We start from the raw sequence: 20,495 nt of genomic DNA on the forward strand, positions 1-20,495 counted from the left end.
CAGCCGGCGCGACGCCTCCAAGTAGCCCTTTCCCAACACGCGTGAAGGCCCCCTTCCCTCGGCTCAGCCGAGGGAAGGGGGCCTTCACGCGTGTTCTAGCGGGAGAGCAGGTTCGCGCAGCGGATCAGCCCGATGTGCGAGTACGCCTGCGGGTGGTTGCCCAGCGAGCGCTCCGCGATCGGGTCGAACTGCTCGGGCAGCAACCCGGTCGGGCCCGCGGCGTCGACGATCTGTGTGAACAGTTCCTCGGCCTCGGTGCGGCGCCCGGTGAGCAGGTACGCCTCGATGAGCCAAGCCGCGCAGATGTGGAAACCACCTTCGCCGCCGGGAAGACCGTCGTCGCGGCGGTAACGGTACACAGTGGACCCACTGCGCAGCTCCGCCTCAATCGCGGTCACCGTCGACTGGAACCGCGGGTCGGCCGGATCGATCAGCCCGGTCAGCCCGACGAACAGCGACGCGGCGTCGAGATCGGTGCCGTCGTAGGCGGTGGTGAAGGCCTGGACCTCTTCGTTCCAGCCCTTGTCCAGTACGTCCGCGGCGATCTCGTCGCGCAGCGAAGGCCACGCGCCCGGCACCTCACGGCCGTAGACCTCGCCCAGTTTGATCGCCCTGTCGATGGTCACCCAGCACATCACCCGCGAGTACACCCGGTGGCGCGGCACGTGCCGCTCCTCCCAGATGCCGTGGTCCGGCTCGTTCCAGCGCCGCGTGACGGCCTCGGCCATCGCGCGCACCATCTGCCAGTCCTCGTCGCGCAGTTCGCCGCGCGCTTCCGCCAGCGTCTGCACGAGTTCGACGACCGGGCCGAAGACGTCCAGCTGCACCTGGTGGTTCGCCAGGTTGCCGACGCGGACCGGCCGCGAACCGGCGTATCCGGGCAGCGACTCGATGACCGCCTCGGCACCGATCACGCTGCCCGCCAAGGTGTACAACGGATGCAGCCGTTCCGGACCGGCCAAAGTGGACAGTACGCCGTGCAGCCAGCGAAGGTAGCCTTCGGCTTCCTCGGTCGAGCCGAGGTGGACCAGTTCGCGCACGGTCATGGCCGCGTCGCGGATCCAGCAGTACCGGTAGTCCCAGTTGCGGACGCCACCGATCTCCTCCGGCAGCGACGACGTCGCCGCCGCGAGCACGCCACCGGTGTCGGTGTTGACCAGTCCGCGCAGTGTCAGCGCCGAGCGGCCGACGAGGTCGGTCTGGACGCTGGGCAGCTTGAGCGTCTGCGCCCAGGTGCTCCAGTAGTCGCCAGCGCGGGACCGTCGCTCCACTTCGGACAGTTCGTGGGCGGCGAGATCCGAGGTGCCACAACGGAGTTCGAGCACCACCGGGCTCTCGGGGGTGGGCGTCACCAAGGCTGTCGCGGTGTCGTTCATCCCGTCGCTGGTGATCACCCACTCCACGCCCGGCGAGCGCAGCGCGAACGGCTCCGAGGTGCCCTGCACCAGGATCCCGTCGTCCTGCGCGGCCAGTTTCACCGGCACACCACCGAATTCGGGCCGCGGCGCGAACACGATCTCCGCCGCCGTCTCACCCGAGATCACCCGGACGAGGTCCGTGCGGTGCGCGGGGCTCTCCGGTTCGATGTAGTCGGTGACGAGCAGCCGGGACCAGCGGGTCTCGACCGTCATCGTGTTCGGCAGGTAGCGCTGCCCGAGCGGCAGGCCGTTGCGGTGCGGTTTGATCGAGAAGTGCCCGGCGCCGGGGCCGCCGAGCAGATCCGCGAACACCGCGGGCGCGTCGGGGCCGGGGTGGCACAGCCAGGTCAGCCGGGCGTCCGGCGTGACGAGCGCGACCGAACGTTCGTTGGCCAGCATGGAAAGCCGCTCGATCGGCGGCGCCTGCTCGCCGTAGAGCCAGTTGCGGCGCTCTTCGAGCAGGAAGGCGAGCACCATCGCGACGTCGACGGTGTCCGGAACCCGGTACTGCGCGAGGCTTTCGCCCTCGCCGACCTTCACGCCGATGTCCGGGCCGGAGATCCGCGCGAACGCCTTTTCGTCGGTGACGTCGTCGCCGAGGAAGATCGCCGCCGTCGCGCCGACCTGGTGGCGCAGGGTGTCCAGCGCGCGGCCCTTGTCCGTCTGGACGACCGCGAGCTCGACGACCTCCTTGCCGTCGGTGGTGGACACGCCCTCCCACTGCGAAGGTCCATTGTGGACATCGCGGAGGACGAGGCGGCCCGCCTTGTGTTCGGCGCGGCGGACGTGCACCGCGATGCTCGCGGGCTTGACCTCGAGCGAGACTCCCGGCACGTCGAGCACCAGGTTCTCCAACTCGGATTCGAGCCGTCTGTGCAGTTCGCGGGCCTTGTCGTCGAGCGCGTGGATGAAGCCGATGTCGAACTCGGACCCGTGACTGCCGACCAGGTTCACCTCGGCCGGGAGACGGGACAGGGTGGCGAGATCGCGCAACGCGCGGCCGGAGATGACGGCGGTGGTCGTCTCGTGCAGGCCGGCGAGCGACCTGAGCGCACCCACCGATTCGGGCAGCGGCCGGGCTTCGTCCGGGTTGGCCGTGATCGGGGCCAGCGTGCCGTCGTAGTCGCAGGCGACCAGCAGTCGCGGGGTCCGCGCGACCTGGACAATCGCGCGCCGCAACTCGGCGGGCAGTGCCTCGGCGGTCAACGATTTCTCCTCGGGAACTAAGCGGGGTATGGGGACACAGTCAGTCAGTCGGCCGGTTCGGAGCCGAGCGCTTGGAGGAACGAGCGCGCCCAGCGGTCGACGTCATGCGTGAGGACCTGTCGTCGCATGGCGCGCATACGTCGGCGTCCCTCTGCGGGGTCGAGCGTAATGGCAGTCTCCAACGCGTTCTTCACCCCGTCCAGGTCATGGGGGTTGACCAGGAGCGCGCTGGTCAGCTCCGCCGCGGCGCCGGCGAATTCGGACAGTACGAGCGCGCCGCCGAGGTCGTGGCGGCAGGCGACGTACTCCTTGCAGACGAGGTTCATCCCGTCACGCAGGGGGGTGACGACCATGACGTCGGCCGCCGAGAAGAACGCGGCCAGTTCGGTCCGGTTCACGGACTGATGCAGATAATGTACGACCGGGCGGCCCACGCGGGCGAATTCACCGTTGATTCGCCCGACCATCTGCTCGATGTCGCCGCGCATCCGCTGGTAGTGCTCGACGCGCTCCCGGCTCGGCGTGGCCAGCTGGACGAACGTGACGTCCTCCGGGCGGACGCGGCCTTCGTGCAGCAGCTCGTGCAGCGCCTGCAGCCGCAGGTCGATGCCCTTGGTGTAGTCGAGCCTGTCGACGCCGAGTAGAACCTTCTTCGGGTTGCCGAGATCACGCCGCAGCTGGGCGGCGCGTTCGGCGACGCCCTTGGTCTTGGAGAGCTTGTCGAGGCCGATGGCGTCGATGGAGATCGGGAACGCGCCGACCCGCACCGTACGGTCGCCGACCTGCATCAGGCCGGGGCGGGTGCGGATGCCGACCGCGCCGCGGCTGGATTCGAGACCGGCCAGCTGCCGCGCCAGCCACAGGAAGTTCTGCGCGCCACCCGGCCGGTGGAAACCGACGAGGTCGGCCCCCACCAGGCCGCGGACGATCTCGGTCCGCCACGGCATCTGCATGAACAACTCGACCGGGGGAAACGGGATGTGCAGGAAGAACCCGATCCGGAGGTCGGGGCGCAGTTCGCGGAGCATCGCCGGTACCAGTTGCAGCTGGTAGTCCTGGATCCACACGGTCGCGCCCTCGGCGGCGACCTTCGCGCTCGCCTCGGCGAAGCGCCGGTTCACCCGGACGTAGGACTCCCACCAGCTCCGGTCGAACACCGGCCTGGCCACCACATCGTGGTACAGCGGCCAGAGTGTCGCGTTCGAGAAGCCCTCGTAGTAGTCGCGGACGTCGTCCGAGGTCAGGGAGACCGGGTGCAGGACCAGACCGTCGTCGTCGAACTCCTCGACCTCGACGTCGGGCACACCCGGCCAGCCGACCCAGGCGCCCTTGCGGGACCGCAGGAACGGTTCGAGCGCCGACACCAGCCCGCCGGGGCTCGCCGTCCAGCGCCTGCTCCCGTCGGCGGTCCGTTCGAGGTCCACCGGAAGGCGGTTCGCCACCACGACGAAGTCCGCGGAAGCCGTTCTGCCCGTCTCAGCCATCACTTCGTCCACCAGCCGCTCCCTGAAAATCGCGGGTCGCTGCCCTGAGGGGAAACCCTATCGCGGGCCCGCGCGACAGCCGGTCGTCGCGCGATCACTCCAAGCGTCGTTCGGCGGGTTCCATCGGGCCCGCCATCCTCGGCCCGGCGAACTTGCGTTCGAGCCTGCCGAGCCCCGTGCGCACCGGCTGCGCGAGGTATTCGCCGAGGACCACACCCGCTGCCAGGGCAAGCCCGATCGCGACCGCGGTCATCAGCGTGGAGATGTTGGCGCCCTGTTCGACGCCCAATTGGTATAGACCACGATAGGTGGAGAGACCGGGAAGCAGCGGAGTGATGCCGGACACAGCCACCACGAGCGGCGTCACCTTGAGCCGCCTGGCGAGCACGCCACCGCAGAAACCCACCAGCGTGGCGGCCATCGCGGACGAGCTGACGGCTTCGAAGTCGGTCAGCATCAGCGCGCCGTACACCGCGCCGCCGATCGCGCCCGCCGCTCCCGCGACGAGCATCGCGCGCAGGGTCGAATACGAGGCGAGCGCGAAGCAGGCGGAGGCGCCGATGCTGCCGACGATGATGATCGGAAGATCTTGCGGCGTCGAGGAGACGACCTCGGGCAGTGGCGTGAGCGGCATTTCGAGCAGCAGCGCGATCTTCAGCGCGAGCACCACACCGGCGATCAGCCCGGCACTCATCAACGCGGTTTCCATCGTGCGCCCCGCGGCCGTGACGTAATAGCCGGTGATGGCGTCCTGCACGGCGGAAACCGTGGAGAGACCGGACAGCAGCACGGTGACGGCCGCCGCGACGACCAGCGTGGGTTTGTTCGTGGTGAGCAGATCACTGCTGACTATCGCCATCGCGGACAGGGTCGCCACCAGCCCGCCGATCACCTGCTGGAAGAAGAACGGCAGCGCGAAGCGGTTCAGGAAGCGGCCCAGCCGGTCGATGACCGCGCTGATCACGAGCGCGACCAGCGCGACGTCGATGCTGCCGCCGAGGATCAGGGTGATGAACGCGGCCAGCCCGCCCCAGGCGGCCGTGGCCACCCAACGGGGGTACGGGTGCGGCGCGGTCGTGATCCGCTGGAGTTCCTGCTGGGCCTCTTCGGCGCCGATGTTGCCGCGGGCGATCCGGCGGACCAGGGTCTCCGTCTGGGTGAGCCGCGTGTAGTCGAGGCTGCGCGAGCGGACCACCCGCAGCGCCGTCACGGGCGCCATGTCGGTGCCGCGGTGGCAGGTGACCGTGATCGACGTGAAGATCACGTCGACCTCGCAGTGCGGGAGGCCGAGCGCGGAGGTCAGCGCGACGATCGTCGCCGTGACGTCGGAGGCGCCGGCGCCGCTCGACATCTGGACCTCGCCGATGCGCAGGACGAGGTCCAGGACGAAGTTGACCGTCGAGTCGTCGGGCGGCTTCGGGCCCATCGCCTCGTCGCTCTCGACGGCGGGCTGCTCCGCCGTCGGGGCTTCGAGGATCTGCCAGGCGCGACGGCGCAGCAGGTTCGGCCGGTGCGAGCGAGCCTGGTGGATCGATCGCTCACCGTCACGCTGGCGGGGGGCTTCCAGCAGCCATTCGCCACGTTCGGGTGTTTCGTCCTGGTTCTTTTCGACACCGCGTTCGCCGCTTCGGGCTCCCTTGGTGTGCTCGTTGATCTTCATGATCGATCCACCTCCTCACTCTCGTTCGAGGGACTTTCCCGAGGACCATCGGGACCGATGCCCTGACCGTTGCAGGTATCCCGAAGTGGCGTCCGCCACGTCTGAGGAAGATCATCGCGGCTTCGCCGGTTTGCGGCACACTGCATGCCATGGCGTCCTCTGTGAGCAGGCGTTCCGTCCTTCGTGCGGCCGGTGTCACCGCAGCCGGAACCGCAGCGACATTCACCCTTTCGGGGGAATCTAGCGGGGCGGAAGCCCCGGTTTTCGCACACGGGGTCGCCTCGGGTGACCCGATGCCCGATTCGGTGCTCCTCTGGACCCGGGTCACGCCGTCCGCCGAGGCCGTTCCGGGATCCGGAAAAGGGGCGCCGGTGGACGTCCGGTGGGAGGTGGCCGCCGACGCCGGATTCACGGACGTCGTCGCTCGTGGTCACCTCCGGACCGGGCCCGAACGCGACCACACGGTGAAGGTGACGGCGGGCGGGCTGTGCGCGTCGACCGCGTACTACTACCGGTTCACGTCGGGCGGCAAGGTCTCGCAGACCGGCCGGACACGCACCGCGCCCGCGCACGAGGAGGACGTCGCTCGGCTGCGGTTCGGCGTGGTGTCGTGTGCCAACTGGGCTGTCGGTCACTTCGCCCCCTACGGCTATCTGGCCGGTCGCGACGATCTCGACGCCTTCATTCACCTGGGTGACTACCTCTACGAAGGTAACCCGAATCCCGCTGGTGATCTCCGGCCTTCGGCGCCGTCCCACGAGTTGATCACCCTGTCGGACTACCGGCGGCGCCACGCGATGTACAAGACCGACGAGCACCTCCGGCGGCTGCACGCCCGTCATCCGGTCATCGCGACCTGGGACGACCACGAGGCGGCCGACAACGCTTGGTCCGGTGGATCGCCGTCACACGATCCGGCGACCGAGGGCAGTTGGCCAGACCGGATGCGGGCGGCGCACCAGGCGTACTTCGAATGGATGCCGGTGCGGCATCGCGGCGACCGGCTGTACCGGCGGCTGAAGTTCGGGAAACTGGCCGACCTCACCATGCTGGACCTACGGTCGTACCGAACCCGGCAGCCCGGCCCCGTGGAGGATCCGGCGGGCACGATCCTCGGTGCCGACCAGCGGCAGTGGTTTCTCGACGGCCTCGCGCGGGGCACGGCGTCGTGGAATGTCGTCGGCAACTCGGTGATGGTCACACCGATCAAGGTGCCCGCGTTGCCGACGCGTGAAAAGCTCGCGCTGGCCGATCTGCTCGACGGTCAGCCGACCACCGTGAACACCGACCAGTGGGACGGCTACACCGCGGACCGGCGCCGGGTGCTGGACACCATCGCCGCGCAGGGGCGGGGCAACACGGTGTTCCTGACCGGCGACGTCCACTCGTCGTGGGCGAACGACGTGCCACGGGACGGGACGAGCGTCGCGGTCGAGTTCGTCTGCCCGTCGGTCACCTCCGACAACATCGACGAACAACTCGGCGTCCCGCCGCGGACCGGCTCGCTCAAGGTCGAGGCCGCCATCCGCGCGCTGAACCCGCACGTGCGCTTCGTGGAACTCGACTCGCACGGCCCCGGCGTCCTCGAAGTGACCCCGGACGCCGTCCGGATGAACTGGTACTACGTCGCCGACCGCCGCGACCCGGCGACCGCCGTGACGTTCGCGCACGCCTTCCGGACCGTGGCCGGGGAACCGTGGGTGCGCCCTGCGAACGGCTGAACGGGCGCCGATATACTGGGCCTGCCTGGGGGCGACTCCGGGCGAGGCCGCTATAGCTCAGCTGGTAGAGCATCTGTCTTGTAAACAGAAGGTCAGGGGTTCGAGCCCCCTTGGCGGCTCAAGATCGACATTGTCCTCGACCTGCCGTTATGTCACGTTTTGTGAGTCTTATTCATATTTTCCTCGGCGCCAGTGGGCTCCGTTTCGTCTCCGTTTTCACAGGCGTGCCGATTCGGGGCCGAGCCAGCCCTGATATGAACGCAGGTGGAGCCTTGACGTGGCGCGAAGGGGCGCTGTGTAGCTGTCGTTCGCGAAGTTCGCGATGAGGAATTGATGCGAGAGATCCGGCGTGTATTCGATGAGAATTATCGGGTGTACGGCGCCCGGAAGGTCTGGCGTCAGCTGCGCCGGGACGGCATCGAGGTCGGACGAGGCCGGGTCGAATGACTCATGCGTCGACTGGGTCTGACCGGCGCCCTGCGCGGCAAAACCGTTCGTACCACGATCGCCGACAAGGACGGTGTGCGCGCCGCGGACCTGGTGAACCGCCAATTCGCGGCGGGCGCACCGAACCGGCTGTGGGTAGTCGACTTCACCTACGTCGCCTTCGCCATCGACGTCTTCTCCCGCGCGATTATCGGCACAACGGCGGGGAGGACAAACTTATTCACCATTCCGACGCGGGTAGTCAGTACACGTCGTTCCGGTTCACTCAACGTCTCATTGACGTGGATATCGACGCGTCAATCGGCACCGTCGGCGACGCCTACGACAACGCACTCGCGGAATCCACTATCGGACCGGCGTCCACCCGAGGCCTGTGGCTACCGGCCACCGACCGAGTCCGAGACCCTGAAGCAGGCCCGGATGGCGGTGCCGTGCGGGCCGGTGTGGACGCGCACGAGGTCGGAGAGGTGGTTGACCAGCAGTAGTCCCCGGCCACGCACCTGCCCGGCCGGGGCAGGGCGTCGCCCGGCCAAAGGGTCGGTCAGGTGACCGGTGTCACCGACTTCGCAGACCAGCTGGTCTTGCTCGGTCCACAGCCGCAACTGTCCCTGTCCGCCGCCGTGGTTGACGCTGTTCCCGAGCAACTCGGCGACCACGAGCGCGACGTCTTCGGCGCGTTCCGGGGAGAGACCGGACCGGTGCGCCCGCTCGCGGGTCACGGCGCGGGCGTGGGCCAGGGACGCCGAGTCGCCGGTGACGGTGTCGATGGCGGTGTACGCAGCCGGGTCGGCCAGGATCGGTTCGGGCAGGGGAGTGTTGTATCCGGTGATGATGCGCTGGGGGTCGTATCCGCTGCTGAAGCGCGCGCCGGTGGTGTCGACCAGCACCGGATGGGTGGCTTCGGCGTCGGCCAGGGCGCGGGCGTCCAGGCGGGTGGTGTCGTACGGGCACAGGATGGTGACCTCGCGGCCGGCGAACGCGAGATTGATCAACGCCTCGTGTTGGGCACAGGCCGGGTATTCCAGCTCGGAACGCCCGGCCCAGATCGGTTCGCCGATGATGCGGACCCGCCGGGCGGGGTGGGCGTCGGCGAAGGCCCGGAGGACGCCGGGAATGATCCGGCCGGGGTTGCGGCCTTCCTCGGTCATGTCCAGCAGCCGCACTTGACGGGCATCTGAGCCCAATGCGGTGCGCAGCAGTTCGAGATTGGGGCCGGGTACCGATACCGCGACCGGTTCAGCGGTCTCGAGACCTTGCCGGATGAACGGCAGGGTGCCCGCCAGGTACTCCTCGGGGCCCTTGTAGAACAACGCCGGATGGTGGAACGGGTCTGCGGAAGTGTCGGCGGGATTCATGGTGACCGGCTGTCGTCACCGATGAGCCGGACTGCTTCGTCCGGCCAGAGCAGGCACGGGATCTTCCGCACGGTCGCCGGTGGATGCCGGATCGTCAGCGACCGGGGCGGCCGGACACGGCGGGCCGCGTCGACGAGAGCACTCACCCGGTAGACGTCGGTGAACGACAGGCTGGACAGATCCACCGTTCCACCACCACCTGTCACCAGCATGGGCAAAGTCGCCTCCCACGGTACGCGGTTCGCCGGGTCGATCGTCGCGATCACCCGGATCCCTTCGATCCGGGCGAATCGACTATCCGTAAGCCGGCCTCGATCTGCAGGTCGTGACCCCGGCCGCCGGAGATCGCAGCGTGTTCCACGTCCTTGCCTCCCGGCGTGAGCGCGACCCTTACGGTCGTGTGCGGCCATCGGGCCGTCCTGGGAAGTGGGCCCGATGGCCGTGCTACGCCGCCGCGTGGAGATCCGCGATTCTGTCGGCGAGGTCGGCGCACCCGCTTCGAGAATCGAAAGTCCTCGTCTGGGGAGTGAACAGGCCGGCTCTGCACCAAGGAACATGACGTCGGAATACTCGTCCGCGTCTGTCACAGGGAACGTCCACGTGGCGCAGTGTCCGAGCTCAGGCCGACGAATGTGCGGGATTCCTGCCGCTCCTGGTCACGCGCTGTTCCTGCGACTATTCCGGGCTCTGCGACCTGAGCTGCGCTCCTCTGCCTTCGCGGGGTCACGGCCGAGAGGCATCGCTCGTGCGGGCGAGCAGGGCATGAGGGTCGAGGGCCATCATCGCGACGTTTCGCGCGACGTCGGACAACCGCAGGCGGTGCGCGTGGGCGTAGCCGCGCAACACGAGGTATGCCTGGTGCATGTCCAGCCCGCCGGCTTCGGCGAGCACACCCTTGGCCTGTTCGACGACCGTGCGGTGATGCAGGGCGGCTAGCAGCTGCTCGGACACGATCTCGTCGTGACGGATCGAGCGTTGCTGCAGGATCCCGATGGTGGCGATGTCGGCGAGCGACTGCCCCAAGGCGACGCTGGCGTCATCGATGGCCCCCGGCTCGCTGCTCAGCAGTGTCAGGGCGCCGATGACATCCTCGCGCAGTCGCATCGGCACGGCGCACGCCGCGCGGAAGCCCGCGCTGACCGCCACGGGCGCGAATTGGGGCCACCGTTCGGTTTCGGCGGAGAGGTCCGCTGTGGCCACCGGCCTGCCGCTGTGGACGCAGTCGAGGCAGGGGCCCTGCCTCGTTTGTGCGGCGAACACCTCGACCAGTTCGGCCTTCTCGGACGACCCAGCCGTGGGCCGCCATCCACCCCGCTGATCGGACAGAATCACCGCCGAGGCGTCGACCTTCAGCAGGTCGACGGCCCGCTCGGTGAGACCACCGAGGAAATCGAGCACATCGAAATCCGCGACCAGCGTGTCAGCCAGTGACACGAACGTGTTCGCGACGTGTTGCTCCCGAGAAATATTCATCTCGTAGGCCCTTCCCTCACTGCGCATGAATGCCGTCCTCGGTATCGGTGAAGCGCAGGGAACGGTCTACGACCTGCTGGGCGACCTCGGCCAGTGGAATGTCATGAGTAAAGGCGTAACCACGGAGTCGCATCAGCGCCACCTCCGTGGTCGTTACCAGCTGAACCTGCACCATCCCCACGGCCTGATGTATCTGCACATGCGGATCCGCCAGCCAGCTCACATCATCGACGCTGTGCCCGTTCAGGTCATCCACCACCCCTTGCGTGGCCAGATCGCTCAAAATCAGCGCGTCGGCCAGCTCGACCCGCGTCAGCGGCCCGATCGTGTCGCGATAGAGGTCCAGCGATCCCAGCCGCGCCACCCCGATCAGCAAGGGGAAGGAGAACACCGCCGCGGCACCCAGCTTGCACGCCGCGGGCGTGAACGCCGGCCACCGGGCCACCTCCGTCGCCAGATCAGCGACCAGCACCGGCCCGCCGCTGGCGAACGCATCCAGGCACGGCCCCTCCCCGACAGTGAGCTGCAGATCCTCCAACCCCGCGCTTACCGGGTTCGTCGCATGCACCAGACCACGGCTCGGGCGCCCGTCGCCGTCGCCATTTCCGGTGGGCATCTCGGCAAGGACCGTCGCGCCGGCGCCGGTGACGGACAACTCCACCACGCACCGACCGCACGCCAGGCTCACCGCCGAGGCCGGACGGGCGGCGCGGTCGGCGGCCAGCAGCGCCTGCATCCGCTGACGCCGGTTCTCCACCATCGGTCCTCCCTAGCGCTCGACCATCATGCGGATACCCGCAGCGTAATGGCCCGCACACAGAACCAACCCCTTGGCGGACTCCCGCGCCGAGTGTGCGGTGAATATCGGCACTGATGCTCACACCACGTCGCGCCGGGACTTCTGCCAGCTGGCTCGCCTCGTGCGACACGGAAGTCTGCACGACCGCCCGTTGTGGCTGCTACGAGTGAGGATCACACCACCGCATACCCGCAACAAGTCGGATGTCTCATTCGCTGTATCACCGATGTCGCCGTCGTCCGTGCTGCCAAGCTGGCGGCGCAGCGCCCGCGCGGATGTGCACACCGGCCGGACCGAGCTGACGGCCCGGCGCTCGGACGCTCCCAGCCGCCCGGGGTGCGCTGCGGGGCCTTGCGGCATCTCCGGCCCGACTATTCGGCGGCGCGGAGTTCGGTGTTCTGGCGTTGGGATTCGTGGAGCTGGTCTTCGAGGGAGACGATGCGGCAGGCGGCGTCGACGCCGGTGCCCTGATCGACCAGTTCCCGCACACGCGCGGCGATGCGCAGCTGGTGCCGGGAGTAGCGACGGTGTCCGCCTGCCGAGCGCTGGGGTGTGATCAGGCCGGCCTCGTCGAGGCTGCGCAGGAAGTTTTGGGTGGCGCCCAGCATGTCCGCGGCGCGGCCCATGGTGTAGGCGGGGTAGTGGTCGTCGTCGAACTTGTCGGCCCCGCTGGAAACGGGGGTGTCGCGTTGGTCAGGGATCATTCCACCTCCACATCACAAGGGACCCCGGGTGCCAGTGCGGCGCCCGGGGTCCCAGGGTTTCAGGTATCACCATTGTCAGCCGGCAACGAGGCCGGATTCCTGTATCCGCGGTGTCCGTCCGAGAGGTGGACGATGCGGAGATCGCTTATTCGTAACCGAGAACCACCTTCCAATCCGATGGGACTGCGGTACCCGCGCGGCACTACCTTCCAGCCGCGGCGGGCGATCCAATGATGTTCCCTTTCCCTTTCTTCCTTACTGTGTACCACTTGCTGTACTGCTACTGCTGCGGTCGTCACCGGCTGGAACCCTTTCACTGATCGGTCCCAGCACGCGTCACGCCGCTGGTCACTGCCCGGAGCCCCGTCCGATATCGGCTCCGGCCACCTGACCGGTCCTGCACCATCTGACTTGCCATTGACTTGCAACTTCGTACTGCGTGTATTGCTGAATCACTTGCAACTGTGTACTGCGTTGGGGCAAATTCACTGCTTCGCCGGGATCGGCGTTACTGCTTGCGTCTTCACTTCTCGATCCCGGTACTTCACCGGTCACCAGTCGAAACCTGTTCCCTGATTGGCTTCGTCCTGCCTGACCGTCTTGTCTCACCTCGCGGGTAGTTCCGTCATCTCCCGCGCCTGCTTGACGTTGTCTCTCTCGGTATGAGCAGAACACTACACACGTCCGGCATTGAATGTCTACCCTCGCCACCATAGATTTGTTCAGGTCTCGGCGTGGTGGAGCGTCAAGGACCGGAGATCCGCAGGTCAACGCGGGAGGCCGGTAGGCGGTATCACTCGAAAGGGAAGCGCGGGCTGACCGGCTCGACCGCGCGACAGGATCCGTTCGGCCTGTCCGGTGTGCGCGACGTCGTCGCGGAGTTGCTGCGCCAGTACGCCCAGCTCGATCCCACCGGACACCTCAACCAGCTCGCCGCCACCCTCGCTGGACGCCTTTACAGCCGACTCGGCGCGTGAATCCGCCCCAGGGGCGGCTGTGACCCGGCGAGACCCTCAGACGTCACCGTATGCGCGGCCGCCCACTTCTTTCGGTGTCCCGGGATCGGCGGCGTGTTCGGCGGGCCGGTGGTGGGGCAGGCGGCGACGGAACGGCCCGGGCGGCTTCCGTGTGAAGGGAAGCGCGAGCGGTGCCGACGGTTCCTCGGAGACAGCCATGAGGTCCGACGCCGAACAGCCTCCAGAACCGCGACGTCATGTCCGCTTCCCACGCCGATCAGGGCATCGGAAAGCGGTCAGTCGATCGCGGCGAGACCGGGAACAGGGCAGTATTCGACGCCCGCGCTATTCGCCGTGGCGTGGAGAAGTGCAACCCCCAGTTGCTGCGGCAGCCGGCAAGCTGTTTTCTCAACCGACCGACCGCCACTTGCTCTGGTACCCATGGTCGAGTGCTGCCACACTCACCGCCGGTGACGAGTCTCAGTCGGTGCTACCGCAGGCTGTAGTTCGCGGTGGTGCTCGACGACCCAGGCGGCGATCTTGTGCAGCTTCATGTTGGTGTGTTGGGAGGACTCGACGAGCATCCGGAACGCCTGGACGGGGTCGATGCCGTGGAGTTCCATCAGGATGCCCTTGGCCATGCCGATGTCGTCGCGATGTTCAAGCGCGACTTGCAGTTCCGCTTCGGTCTGGGCCGCGGTCAGGGCGATCGCGGCGTGGGAGGCGAACACGTGGCCGTCGCGTTCGGTCTGGTCGCTGAACGCGTCGACGCTGCGGGAGTAGAGGTTGAGTGAGCCGAGAGTGGTGTCGCTGACGAAGAGCCGGTAGGCCAGCATCGACCGCATCCCGGTCGCGGTGGCCGCGGGGGTGAACGCGGGCCAGCGTGTCTCGGCGGTGAGGTCGCCAGTGCGGAAAATCTGGTGCTCGGCGATCGCATCGACGCACGGGCCCTGCCCGGTGCGGTACTGGACCTCGTCGATCGCGGTCACCACGTCGTCGGTGGGAGCGACGGTCCGGATTTTGCCGCGTTCGATCAGGGAGATCCCGGCACAGTCGGTGCCGGTCACCTGGTTCACGGCGGCTGTGACGATCGCGGTGAGAGTCGTGTCGACGTCAGGTTCGGCCTGCAGGGTACGCGCGATCGTGCCGAGCACCGCACCGAGGCCTTCGCCCGCGACCGTGTCAGGACTGGACATCGTTACCTCCTTCGCCGTGAACGTCCGTATCCTGCACTGGGTGCCGGTCCGAAGCCCGTTGCAGATGCGTTGCGCGCTACATATCAATACCTCGTGGGACCTGATTCCTAAACTCGTCCACCTGGCCGTCGGCGTGTCCGTGCAGGTCCGGGTCGATCGCCGGACCGTGACGACGCGCCGACGCCGGATGTCCGCCTCGCCCTGCGACTTCCACTGGAGGCCGGGTGGAGCCCGAACAGGTCGCTGACCACGATCGGCGGCAGGTTGGGAGGGCGTCGAGCATGGCGCCGTCGCGCATGGCGGGGATGGGGATTCTGCGTTCTTGAAGGAGCGCGAACAGTCCGGCCAGCGCCCCGATGATCCGCAGTTCAAGATGCAGGGCGTCGTCTCTGCGACGCCCACGCTTGGATGCTGTCTCGCGCCGCCGGCTATCGCGGGCCGTCGGTGCGCAGGTGATAACGGCGTTCGGCGTAGGCGAGGTCGTCCCGCCAGAGCCGCACGGCCGTACGGCGCGTGAGTGGGCGCAGTGCCGGCGCCATCATGCGGGCGGCGCCGAAACCGCGGCGGTCCGAGGAGGCGACCACCGCCTCGACGACCGCGGTCCGCGGCCTGCCGTCAGGGCCGTTGCCCCTTGGCGTGGCGTGGGTTTCCACGACGCTGCCCATGCCTTCGCCGTCGACGATGCGCATGACCACGGTGCGCGGTTCTGGGCAGATGAACTCCGCGATCACCGGTACACCCCATTTGCCGGCCAGCCGGAAGGTGACCTCGACGACGAACCGATCGTCCTCTTCGGACACGTCCACGGTTCGCGGCGCGTCGAGGACCTTGAGCCGGGCGAAGGAGTACGGATGGAACCAGGCGCCGTGCCAGGGGTCGAGGCGGTTGGCGACGATGTCGGTGGGTTCGCAGACACCTGTCATCGTGGCGACCGCGTCGAAACTTTGATGCGAAGCAGGTCGTTCGGGCACGACCGGACGCTCGGTGGGCGGCTCGCCGCCCAAGCCGTCCAGCCGCGCCCAGGCGAGCACACCGTCGTCGTGGGCGGGTACCGGCGACCATCCCGCGCCTTTCCCTGGCCCGATTCGCATGCCGTGCCAGCGGCAGACGAGTTCGCCGCAGTCGAGACGTGCCTGTGCGAGCGGCGCGCCGAGGTGGGGGCAGGCGCCCGGCCCGACGACCAGTTCGCCGTCGCGGGTCCGCCAGGCGACCAGTTCGTGTCCCCCGATGATGGTCCCGAACGGGCGGTCGCTACGGATCTCGCGGCTCGCGGCCAGCACATACCAGTTGCCTGACGGCCTCGCGTCGGCGCGTTTGACGGCGGCCTCGATCACGGCCGGCGCGCAGTCGCGGAACGTCGGTTCTTGCCGTGCCCAGCTTGCCTCGCCGAACGGCTGGACAGGCCAGTCGCGCGGCCACCGGCGGGCGAGTTTCCGCGTCAAGTTCATGACAGCTCCTGATTCGGGGGCGCGGGTGCTGCGTACCGGGTGCCCATTCGCCGCGAGATCATGTGCAGCGGTCCTGCACGGCATCCAGCGCGGCAGACAGGTCGCCGACCCAACCGTCCCGGTCGCCGCGGTGGTCGACGAGCCGCTCCCAGCCCGGCCCGGCGGTGACGACCGCCGATCCGCCGTCCTTGAGTCGCTGGGCCAGGACGTCGTCGGCGGTGCTCGCCGACATGGCCCACAAGAGCACGACGCTCGGTGCGAGCCTCGCGGCCGCGCTCATCGTCATCTCGGCGGGGGCCATCTGCCCGAGGAACAGCGCGGGCAGCCCGATCTCCACCAACGCGGCACGCAGCACCTCCATCGGGAGCGAGTGCCGTTCGTGAGGACAACAGGCCAGCAGCACGGGGCGCTCGGGCGGAACCTGTTCGGGGGAGGCGCTGTAGCGCTGCAACGCGAGTGAGACTTCGGACGTCAGGGCCCATTCGGACTCGAAGCAGACATCGCCCCGGAGCCACCGGTCTTCGAGGTGCCGCAGGACGGGGACGATCACGTCGGTCCAGGCCCCGGCCGGCCCGAGCGACCGAAAGGCTTCGTCGAGAAGCGCGGCGATGGAGGCGAACCGCATCTGTTCGGCCGCCTCTCCGAGCTCACGGACGCTGTCTGTGACCGACACCGGTGGTGGGGCGGCGCCGAATGCCGTGGTCGCGGCCTCGCGCGGTCGCATCCCGCGGTCGATGAGCCGTCGCATGTGCCGGAATCGCCGGATGTCGGCATCGGAGAACCGGCGGTGGCCGCCGTCTTCGGAGGCGATCGGACCCACCCCGTAACGCGCGCTCCAGGTCCGGAGGGTCACCGGCGAGATCCCCAGCTCGAGGGCGACTTTGCCCGGTGTCCACGATCCCACTGAAACCTCCTGGACCGCTGCGCTTTCGCTGCAGGGATCACTGAATCGACGGATATGAGTACATCCGCTTCCTCTGGGTACCCACTGAGCGCCCGCACCACCACTTGAAACGACGACGCATCGATCGGCGCGCCGCTGGGAGGAGCCCGCATGGGCCTGACCACCGAAGAGTTCCCTCCGGCCACGGTCGATACGCGGCGATGGCTGGATTCCGTGCGTCTCCGCTGTCAGGCCTACGCGGACGTTTTCGTCGCCGACCAGTGCGAGCGGCTCTTCGCGGGCCGTGGCGAAGGCGCGGTCGCCGTGCGGGCCATCCCGGAATTCGTACGCGGCGGGAAGTTCCTGCGGCCGATGATGGCATACGTCGGCTGGCGCTGCGGAGCACCCGAGGACGACCACGCCGCCCGTGCGGCGTCCAGTTTGGAACTGCTTCACTGTTTCGCTTTGGCACAAGACGACGTCATGGACGCTTCGGCCCTTCGCCGTGGACGCCCGGCCCTGCATACGCGCTTCTCCCGATGGCACGACGAGCAGCAATGGAGCGGCTCGCCGGACCGTTTCGGCGCATCGGCCGCCATCCTGACCGGTGATCTGTTCCTGGTCTGGGCCGAGCGGATGTTGCGCGAGAGCGGGCTCGGCCAGGACGCATTGGCGCGCGGCTGGCCGCTGTATGACGACATGCGTGCCGAACTGGCCGCCGGTCAGCTGGCGGATCTGGTCAACGATTCCCGCAGACGGCCGAGCTGGGACGCGGTCCTCGACGTCCTCCGCCGGAAGTCCGGCAACTACACCGTGCGGAGGCCGCTGGAGTTCGGCGCCGCGCTGGCGGGTTGCGACAGCACGGTGATGGCGGCGCTCGGCGAGTACGGCGGCTCGGTGGGGGAGGCCTTCCAATTCCGGGACGACCTGCTGGGGACCTTCGGCGACCCCGCGGTCACCGGCAAACCCGCCGGCCAGGACCTGCGCGACCGAAAGGCTTCCAGCGTGGTCGTCCTCGCGCTCGATCTGGCCGTTGACCAGGAACGGCAGGAGATCGACGCACTTCTGGCCGGGGAGATCGACGACGTCACGGTGGACCGGTTGCGAGACGTGATCACCGCGACCGGTGCGCCCGAACAGCTCGAGAAGCTGATCGACGCCCGGGTGACCCGATCTCTGGAAGCCGTCGATCTCGTCGACCTGCCCCGGCCCGCGTTCGACGCGCTGACCTTGCTGGCGGCCCGATGCACGGATCGCCGGCGATGAAGACGATCCCGGGCAGGACGGACAAGGTGACGGTCGTGGGTGCGGGATTGTCCGGGCTCTCCGCGGCGCTGCACCTCGTCGGACGCGGCCGCGAGGTCACCGTGATCGAACGGAATCCCAGCCCCGGCGGACGTGTGGCCTTGGTCGAGCTCGATGGCCACCGGTTCGACACCGGGCCGTCCGTGCTGACCATGCCGGGGGTCGTGCGGGACACGTTCGCGGCAGCCGGTGCCGAGATGGACGACTACTTGACGTTGAGTCGCTTGGACCCGGCGTACACGGCACGTTTCGCCGACGGGACTCGCCTGGCGGTGCACACCGACCCCGACGTCATGGCCGAAGCTGTCCGAGAGTTCGCGGGCCCGGCCGAGGCGGCGGGCTACTTACGCCTGCGCGGCTGGCTCGTCCGCCTTTACCGGGCGGAATTCGACCGCTTCATCGCCTCGAACATCGACTCGCCACTGAGCCTGGCTTCCCGGGATCTCGCCCGGCTGGTCGCGCTCGGCGGCTTCCGGCGGCTCGAACCCAGGATCTCGTCCTTCCTGCAGGACGAACGGCTGAGGCGGGTGTTCACCTTTCAAGCCCTCTATGCGGGCACCTCTCCGATGAAGGCGCTGGCGCTCTACGCGGTGATCTCCTCTATGGACACCGTCGGCGGGGTGTTCTTTCCGCGCGGCGGCATCGCCGAGCTTCCTCGTGCCCTCGCGTCGGCCGCCGAAACGGCCGGTGTGAAGTTCCGCTACGGCGACGGCGCCGCCACACTGGAGCGGAACGGTGACCGTGTCTCCGGTGTCATCACCGAGTCAGGTGCGCGGATCGGTTGTGACGCCGTGCTCCTGACCGGCGAACTGCCGGAGAGCCGTCGGCTCCTCGGCCGGACTCCGCGCCGGCCGATCTCTCTTTCCGCCGCGCCGTCGGCGCTCGTGGTGCACGTCGGTGCGGGCGGCGACTGGCCGGACGTCGGTCATCACACGATCTCGTTCGGCGAGGCCTGGGCCGGCACGTTTCGCGAACTGATCGACGACGGGCGGCTCATGACCGACCCCTCGCTGCTGATCACCCGGCCGACCGTCACCGATCCCACCTTGGCGCCTCCGGGCACGAACCTGCTGTCGATTCTGGCGCCGGTGCCGAACCTCGAACGCGGCCCGATCGACTGGAGCCGTCGGACAGAGCCGTATGCGGAAGCCGTCCTCGACGAGGTCCGCAAGCGACTGCTGCCCGACCTCGACCCTCATACCCGGCACGTGATCGGCCCGGCGGAGTGGGCCGCACAGGGCATGGTGGCCGGTACCCCGTTCAGCTACGCGCATTCGTTCGTCCAAACAGGACCGTTCAGGCCGCGGAACCTGCCGCGGGGAACCGAGAACGCCGTTCTCGCCGGTGGGGGGACGGTACCCGGCGTCGGCGTCCCGACCGTACTGCTGTCCGGCAGGCTCGCCGCCGACCGGATCACCGGAGCGCACCGCGTACCCGGCCACTCCACCATCGATCTCGCAGAGGGGAACCTTCCATGACACGAATGGAACTCGACGCCGCCGGGATCGAAGAACCCGCGCTGCGATCGGCCTATCGGGACTGCCGCGAACTCAACGCCCGGCACGGACGGACGTACTTCCTCGCCACCAGGATGCTCGCTCCCGCTCAGCGCCCCGCCGTCCACGCGCTCTACGGGTTCGCGCGGATGCTGGACGACATCGTCGACGAGCCCGCACCCGGAGCGACTTCCGCGACCATCGCGGCCGAACTGGATGCCGCAGAAGAGCGATTCTTCTCCGCGCTCGCCGCGGACCGGGACGACGATCCGGTGCTCCAGGCCGTTGTCGACACCGTCACACGCTACGGGATCCCCGACGAACATTTCCGGGCCTTCTTCCGGTCGATGCGGATGGATCTCACCGTCACCGACTACCCGCGAAGGTCCGCGCTCGACTACTACATGCACGGCTCGGCCGAGGTAATCGGGTTGCAGATGCTTCCGGTGCTGGGCACGGTCACCTCGCGGCAGGAGGCCGCGCCGTACGCGGCGAGCCTCGGCAAAGCCTTCCAGCTCACGAATTTCCTGCGGGACGTGGCCGAGGACCTCGCCCGGGACCGGGTCTACCTGCCGGCGGACGAGCTCGCCGCGTTCGACGTCGACCGTGAGCGCTTGCGCTGGTGCGCGGATGGAGAGCGGGTCGACGATCGGGTGCGTGACGCGCTCGTCGAGCAGGTCGCCATCACACGGGCGATCTATGCCGAGGCCAGGCTGGGGATCACCATGCTGCATCCGGTGTCGCGGCCCTGCGTCGCCACGGCGTTCATCCTGTACTCGGAGATCCTCGGTTGTATCGAACAGGCCGGGTACAACGTCTTTTCCCGCAGGGCCAAGGTTTCCCGCTCGCGACGGCTGCGGGTGGCGGGCGGCGCCCTGGCCAGGGCCTACTGGTCGCGCGTGCGCCATCAGGCACCGGACCCGGTCGCGGTGGCGGTGCCGTGA

The 20,495-nt window shown here is 68.4% G+C and carries 16 protein-coding genes, 1 tRNA gene and 1 pseudogene; 7 read left to right on the top strand and 11 right to left on the bottom strand.

Features of this window, described 5'->3' with window-relative positions:
• Positions 1 to 95: 95 nt before the first annotated feature.
• The 3 genes from otsB to ACLARN_RS28560 form a co-directional block, all read right to left on the bottom strand.
• On the bottom strand, positions 96 to 2,624 hold the full coding sequence (otsB, locus tag ACLARN_RS28550) for a trehalose-phosphatase (RefSeq protein WP_409494558.1): 2,529 nt from the start codon (positions 2,622 to 2,624) through the stop codon (positions 96 to 98).
• 44 nt (positions 2,625 to 2,668) lie between these two features.
• Positions 2,669 to 4,108 (bottom strand): trehalose-6-phosphate synthase, encoded by a 1,440-nt coding sequence (locus ACLARN_RS28555; RefSeq protein WP_409494634.1) that lies wholly within the window; start codon positions 4,106 to 4,108, stop codon positions 2,669 to 2,671.
• A 94-nt stretch (positions 4,109 to 4,202) separates the two neighbouring features.
• Positions 4,203 to 5,768: a threonine/serine exporter ThrE family protein gene (locus ACLARN_RS28560; protein WP_409494559.1), complete on the bottom strand. Its 1,566-nt coding sequence runs from the start codon at positions 5,766 to 5,768 to the stop codon at positions 4,203 to 4,205.
• Between the two features lie 149 nt (positions 5,769 to 5,917).
• Between ACLARN_RS28560 and ACLARN_RS28565 the strand changes: the two genes are divergently transcribed.
• The 3 genes and pseudogenes from ACLARN_RS28565 to ACLARN_RS28575 form a co-directional block, all read left to right on the top strand.
• Positions 5,918 to 7,489, top strand: coding sequence for an alkaline phosphatase D family protein (locus tag ACLARN_RS28565; protein WP_409494560.1), 1,572 nt, complete (start codon positions 5,918 to 5,920; stop codon positions 7,487 to 7,489).
• Positions 7,490 to 7,535: 46 nt separating this feature from the next.
• Positions 7,536 to 7,608 (top strand) — tRNA-Thr (locus ACLARN_RS28570).
• A gap of 259 nt (positions 7,609 to 7,867) precedes the next feature.
• Positions 7,868 to 8,289: pseudogene (locus ACLARN_RS28575) on the top strand (IS3 family transposase); the annotation flags it as partial.
• Between the two features lie 24 nt (positions 8,290 to 8,313).
• Here the strand turns inward: ACLARN_RS28575 and ACLARN_RS28580 are convergent.
• From ACLARN_RS28580 to ACLARN_RS28600, 5 genes are all read right to left on the bottom strand, one after another.
• Entirely contained in the window at positions 8,314 to 9,291 is a 978-nt protein-coding gene (locus ACLARN_RS28580) for an anti-sigma factor RsbA family regulatory protein (protein ID WP_409494561.1), read from the bottom strand.
• Positions 9,288 to 9,557, bottom strand: coding sequence for a hypothetical protein (locus tag ACLARN_RS28585; protein WP_409494562.1), 270 nt, complete (start codon positions 9,555 to 9,557; stop codon positions 9,288 to 9,290). The genes ACLARN_RS28580 and ACLARN_RS28585 overlap by 4 nt, the downstream gene beginning before the upstream one ends.
• A gap of 457 nt (positions 9,558 to 10,014) precedes the next feature.
• Positions 10,015 to 10,764, bottom strand: coding sequence for a GAF and ANTAR domain-containing protein (locus ACLARN_RS28590; protein WP_409494563.1), 750 nt, complete (start codon positions 10,762 to 10,764; stop codon positions 10,015 to 10,017).
• 16 nt (positions 10,765 to 10,780) lie between these two features.
• Entirely contained in the window at positions 10,781 to 11,524 is a 744-nt protein-coding gene (locus ACLARN_RS28595; RefSeq protein WP_409494564.1) for a GAF and ANTAR domain-containing protein, read from the bottom strand.
• 410 nt (positions 11,525 to 11,934) lie between these two features.
• Positions 11,935 to 12,267, bottom strand: coding sequence for a MerR family transcriptional regulator (locus ACLARN_RS28600; RefSeq protein WP_409494565.1), 333 nt, complete (start codon positions 12,265 to 12,267; stop codon positions 11,935 to 11,937).
• A gap of 734 nt (positions 12,268 to 13,001) precedes the next feature.
• Here ACLARN_RS28600 and ACLARN_RS28605 point away from each other — a divergent pair.
• Positions 13,002 to 13,244 carry a hypothetical protein gene (locus ACLARN_RS28605; protein WP_409494566.1) on the top strand — a complete coding sequence of 81 codons (243 nt, stop codon included), beginning with the start codon at positions 13,002 to 13,004 and terminating at the stop codon, positions 13,242 to 13,244.
• A gap of 440 nt (positions 13,245 to 13,684) precedes the next feature.
• On the opposite strand, the gene ACLARN_RS28610 is transcribed toward ACLARN_RS28605, so the two are convergent.
• The 3 genes from ACLARN_RS28610 to ACLARN_RS28620 form a co-directional block, all read right to left on the bottom strand.
• Positions 13,685 to 14,419 (bottom strand): GAF and ANTAR domain-containing protein, encoded by a 735-nt coding sequence (locus tag ACLARN_RS28610; protein ID WP_409494567.1) that lies wholly within the window; start codon positions 14,417 to 14,419, stop codon positions 13,685 to 13,687.
• Between the two features lie 428 nt (positions 14,420 to 14,847).
• Positions 14,848 to 15,867 carry a DUF5914 domain-containing protein gene (locus ACLARN_RS28615; protein WP_409494568.1) on the bottom strand — a complete coding sequence of 340 codons (1,020 nt, stop codon included), beginning with the start codon at positions 15,865 to 15,867 and terminating at the stop codon, positions 14,848 to 14,850.
• A 58-nt stretch (positions 15,868 to 15,925) separates the two neighbouring features.
• Positions 15,926 to 16,771 (bottom strand): MerR family transcriptional regulator, encoded by an 846-nt coding sequence (locus ACLARN_RS28620; RefSeq protein WP_409494569.1) that lies wholly within the window; start codon positions 16,769 to 16,771, stop codon positions 15,926 to 15,928.
• Between the two features lie 150 nt (positions 16,772 to 16,921).
• Here ACLARN_RS28620 and ACLARN_RS28625 point away from each other — a divergent pair, with 150 nt between their 5' ends.
• From ACLARN_RS28625 to ACLARN_RS28635, 3 genes are read left to right on the top strand one after another with little or no spacing between them, the layout of a single operon-like run.
• Positions 16,922 to 18,016: a polyprenyl synthetase family protein gene (locus ACLARN_RS28625; RefSeq protein WP_409494570.1), complete on the top strand. Its 1,095-nt coding sequence runs from the start codon at positions 16,922 to 16,924 to the stop codon at positions 18,014 to 18,016.
• Positions 18,013 to 19,533 carry a phytoene desaturase family protein gene (gene crtI, locus ACLARN_RS28630; RefSeq protein WP_409494571.1) on the top strand — a complete coding sequence of 507 codons (1,521 nt, stop codon included), beginning with the start codon at positions 18,013 to 18,015 and terminating at the stop codon, positions 19,531 to 19,533. Before ACLARN_RS28625 ends, crtI begins: the two co-directional genes overlap by 4 nt.
• Complete coding sequence (locus tag ACLARN_RS28635; protein WP_409494572.1) at positions 19,530 to 20,495, top strand: phytoene/squalene synthase family protein; 966 nt, start codon at positions 19,530 to 19,532, stop codon at positions 20,493 to 20,495. Before crtI ends, ACLARN_RS28635 begins: the two co-directional genes overlap by 4 nt.

This window comes from Amycolatopsis sp. cmx-11-12 (assembly GCF_046269425.1).
In the GTDB taxonomy this organism is placed as follows: domain Bacteria; phylum Actinomycetota; class Actinomycetes; order Mycobacteriales; family Pseudonocardiaceae; genus Amycolatopsis.

Bases quoted from the DNA above. Each gene is read 5' to 3' on its own strand.
- ACLARN_RS28555 (WP_409494634.1), bottom strand. From the start codon at position 4,108: ATGGCTGAGACGGGCAGAACGGCTTCCGCGGACTTCGTCGTGGTGGCG.
- ACLARN_RS28560 (WP_409494559.1), bottom strand. From the start codon at position 5,768: ATGAAGATCAACGAGCACACCAAGGGAGCCCGAAGCGGCGAACGCGGT.
- ACLARN_RS28565 (WP_409494560.1), top strand. From the start codon at position 5,918: ATGGCGTCCTCTGTGAGCAGGCGTTCCGTCCTTCGTGCGGCCGGTGTC.
- ACLARN_RS28580 (WP_409494561.1), bottom strand. From the start codon at position 9,291: ATGAATCCCGCCGACACTTCCGCAGACCCGTTCCACCATCCGGCGTTG.
- ACLARN_RS28590 (WP_409494563.1), bottom strand. From the start codon at position 10,764: ATGAATATTTCTCGGGAGCAACACGTCGCGAACACGTTCGTGTCACTG.
- ACLARN_RS28595 (WP_409494564.1), bottom strand. From the start codon at position 11,524: ATGGTGGAGAACCGGCGTCAGCGGATGCAGGCGCTGCTGGCCGCCGAC.
- ACLARN_RS28600 (WP_409494565.1), bottom strand. From the start codon at position 12,267: ATGATCCCTGACCAACGCGACACCCCCGTTTCCAGCGGGGCCGACAAG.
- ACLARN_RS28610 (WP_409494567.1), bottom strand. From the start codon at position 14,419: ATGTCCAGTCCTGACACGGTCGCGGGCGAAGGCCTCGGTGCGGTGCTC.
- ACLARN_RS28615 (WP_409494568.1), bottom strand. From the start codon at position 15,867: ATGAACTTGACGCGGAAACTCGCCCGCCGGTGGCCGCGCGACTGGCCT.
- ACLARN_RS28625 (WP_409494570.1), top strand. From the start codon at position 16,922: ATGGGCCTGACCACCGAAGAGTTCCCTCCGGCCACGGTCGATACGCGG.
- crtI (WP_409494571.1), top strand. From the start codon at position 18,013: ATGAAGACGATCCCGGGCAGGACGGACAAGGTGACGGTCGTGGGTGCG.
- ACLARN_RS28635 (WP_409494572.1), top strand. From the start codon at position 19,530: ATGACACGAATGGAACTCGACGCCGCCGGGATCGAAGAACCCGCGCTG.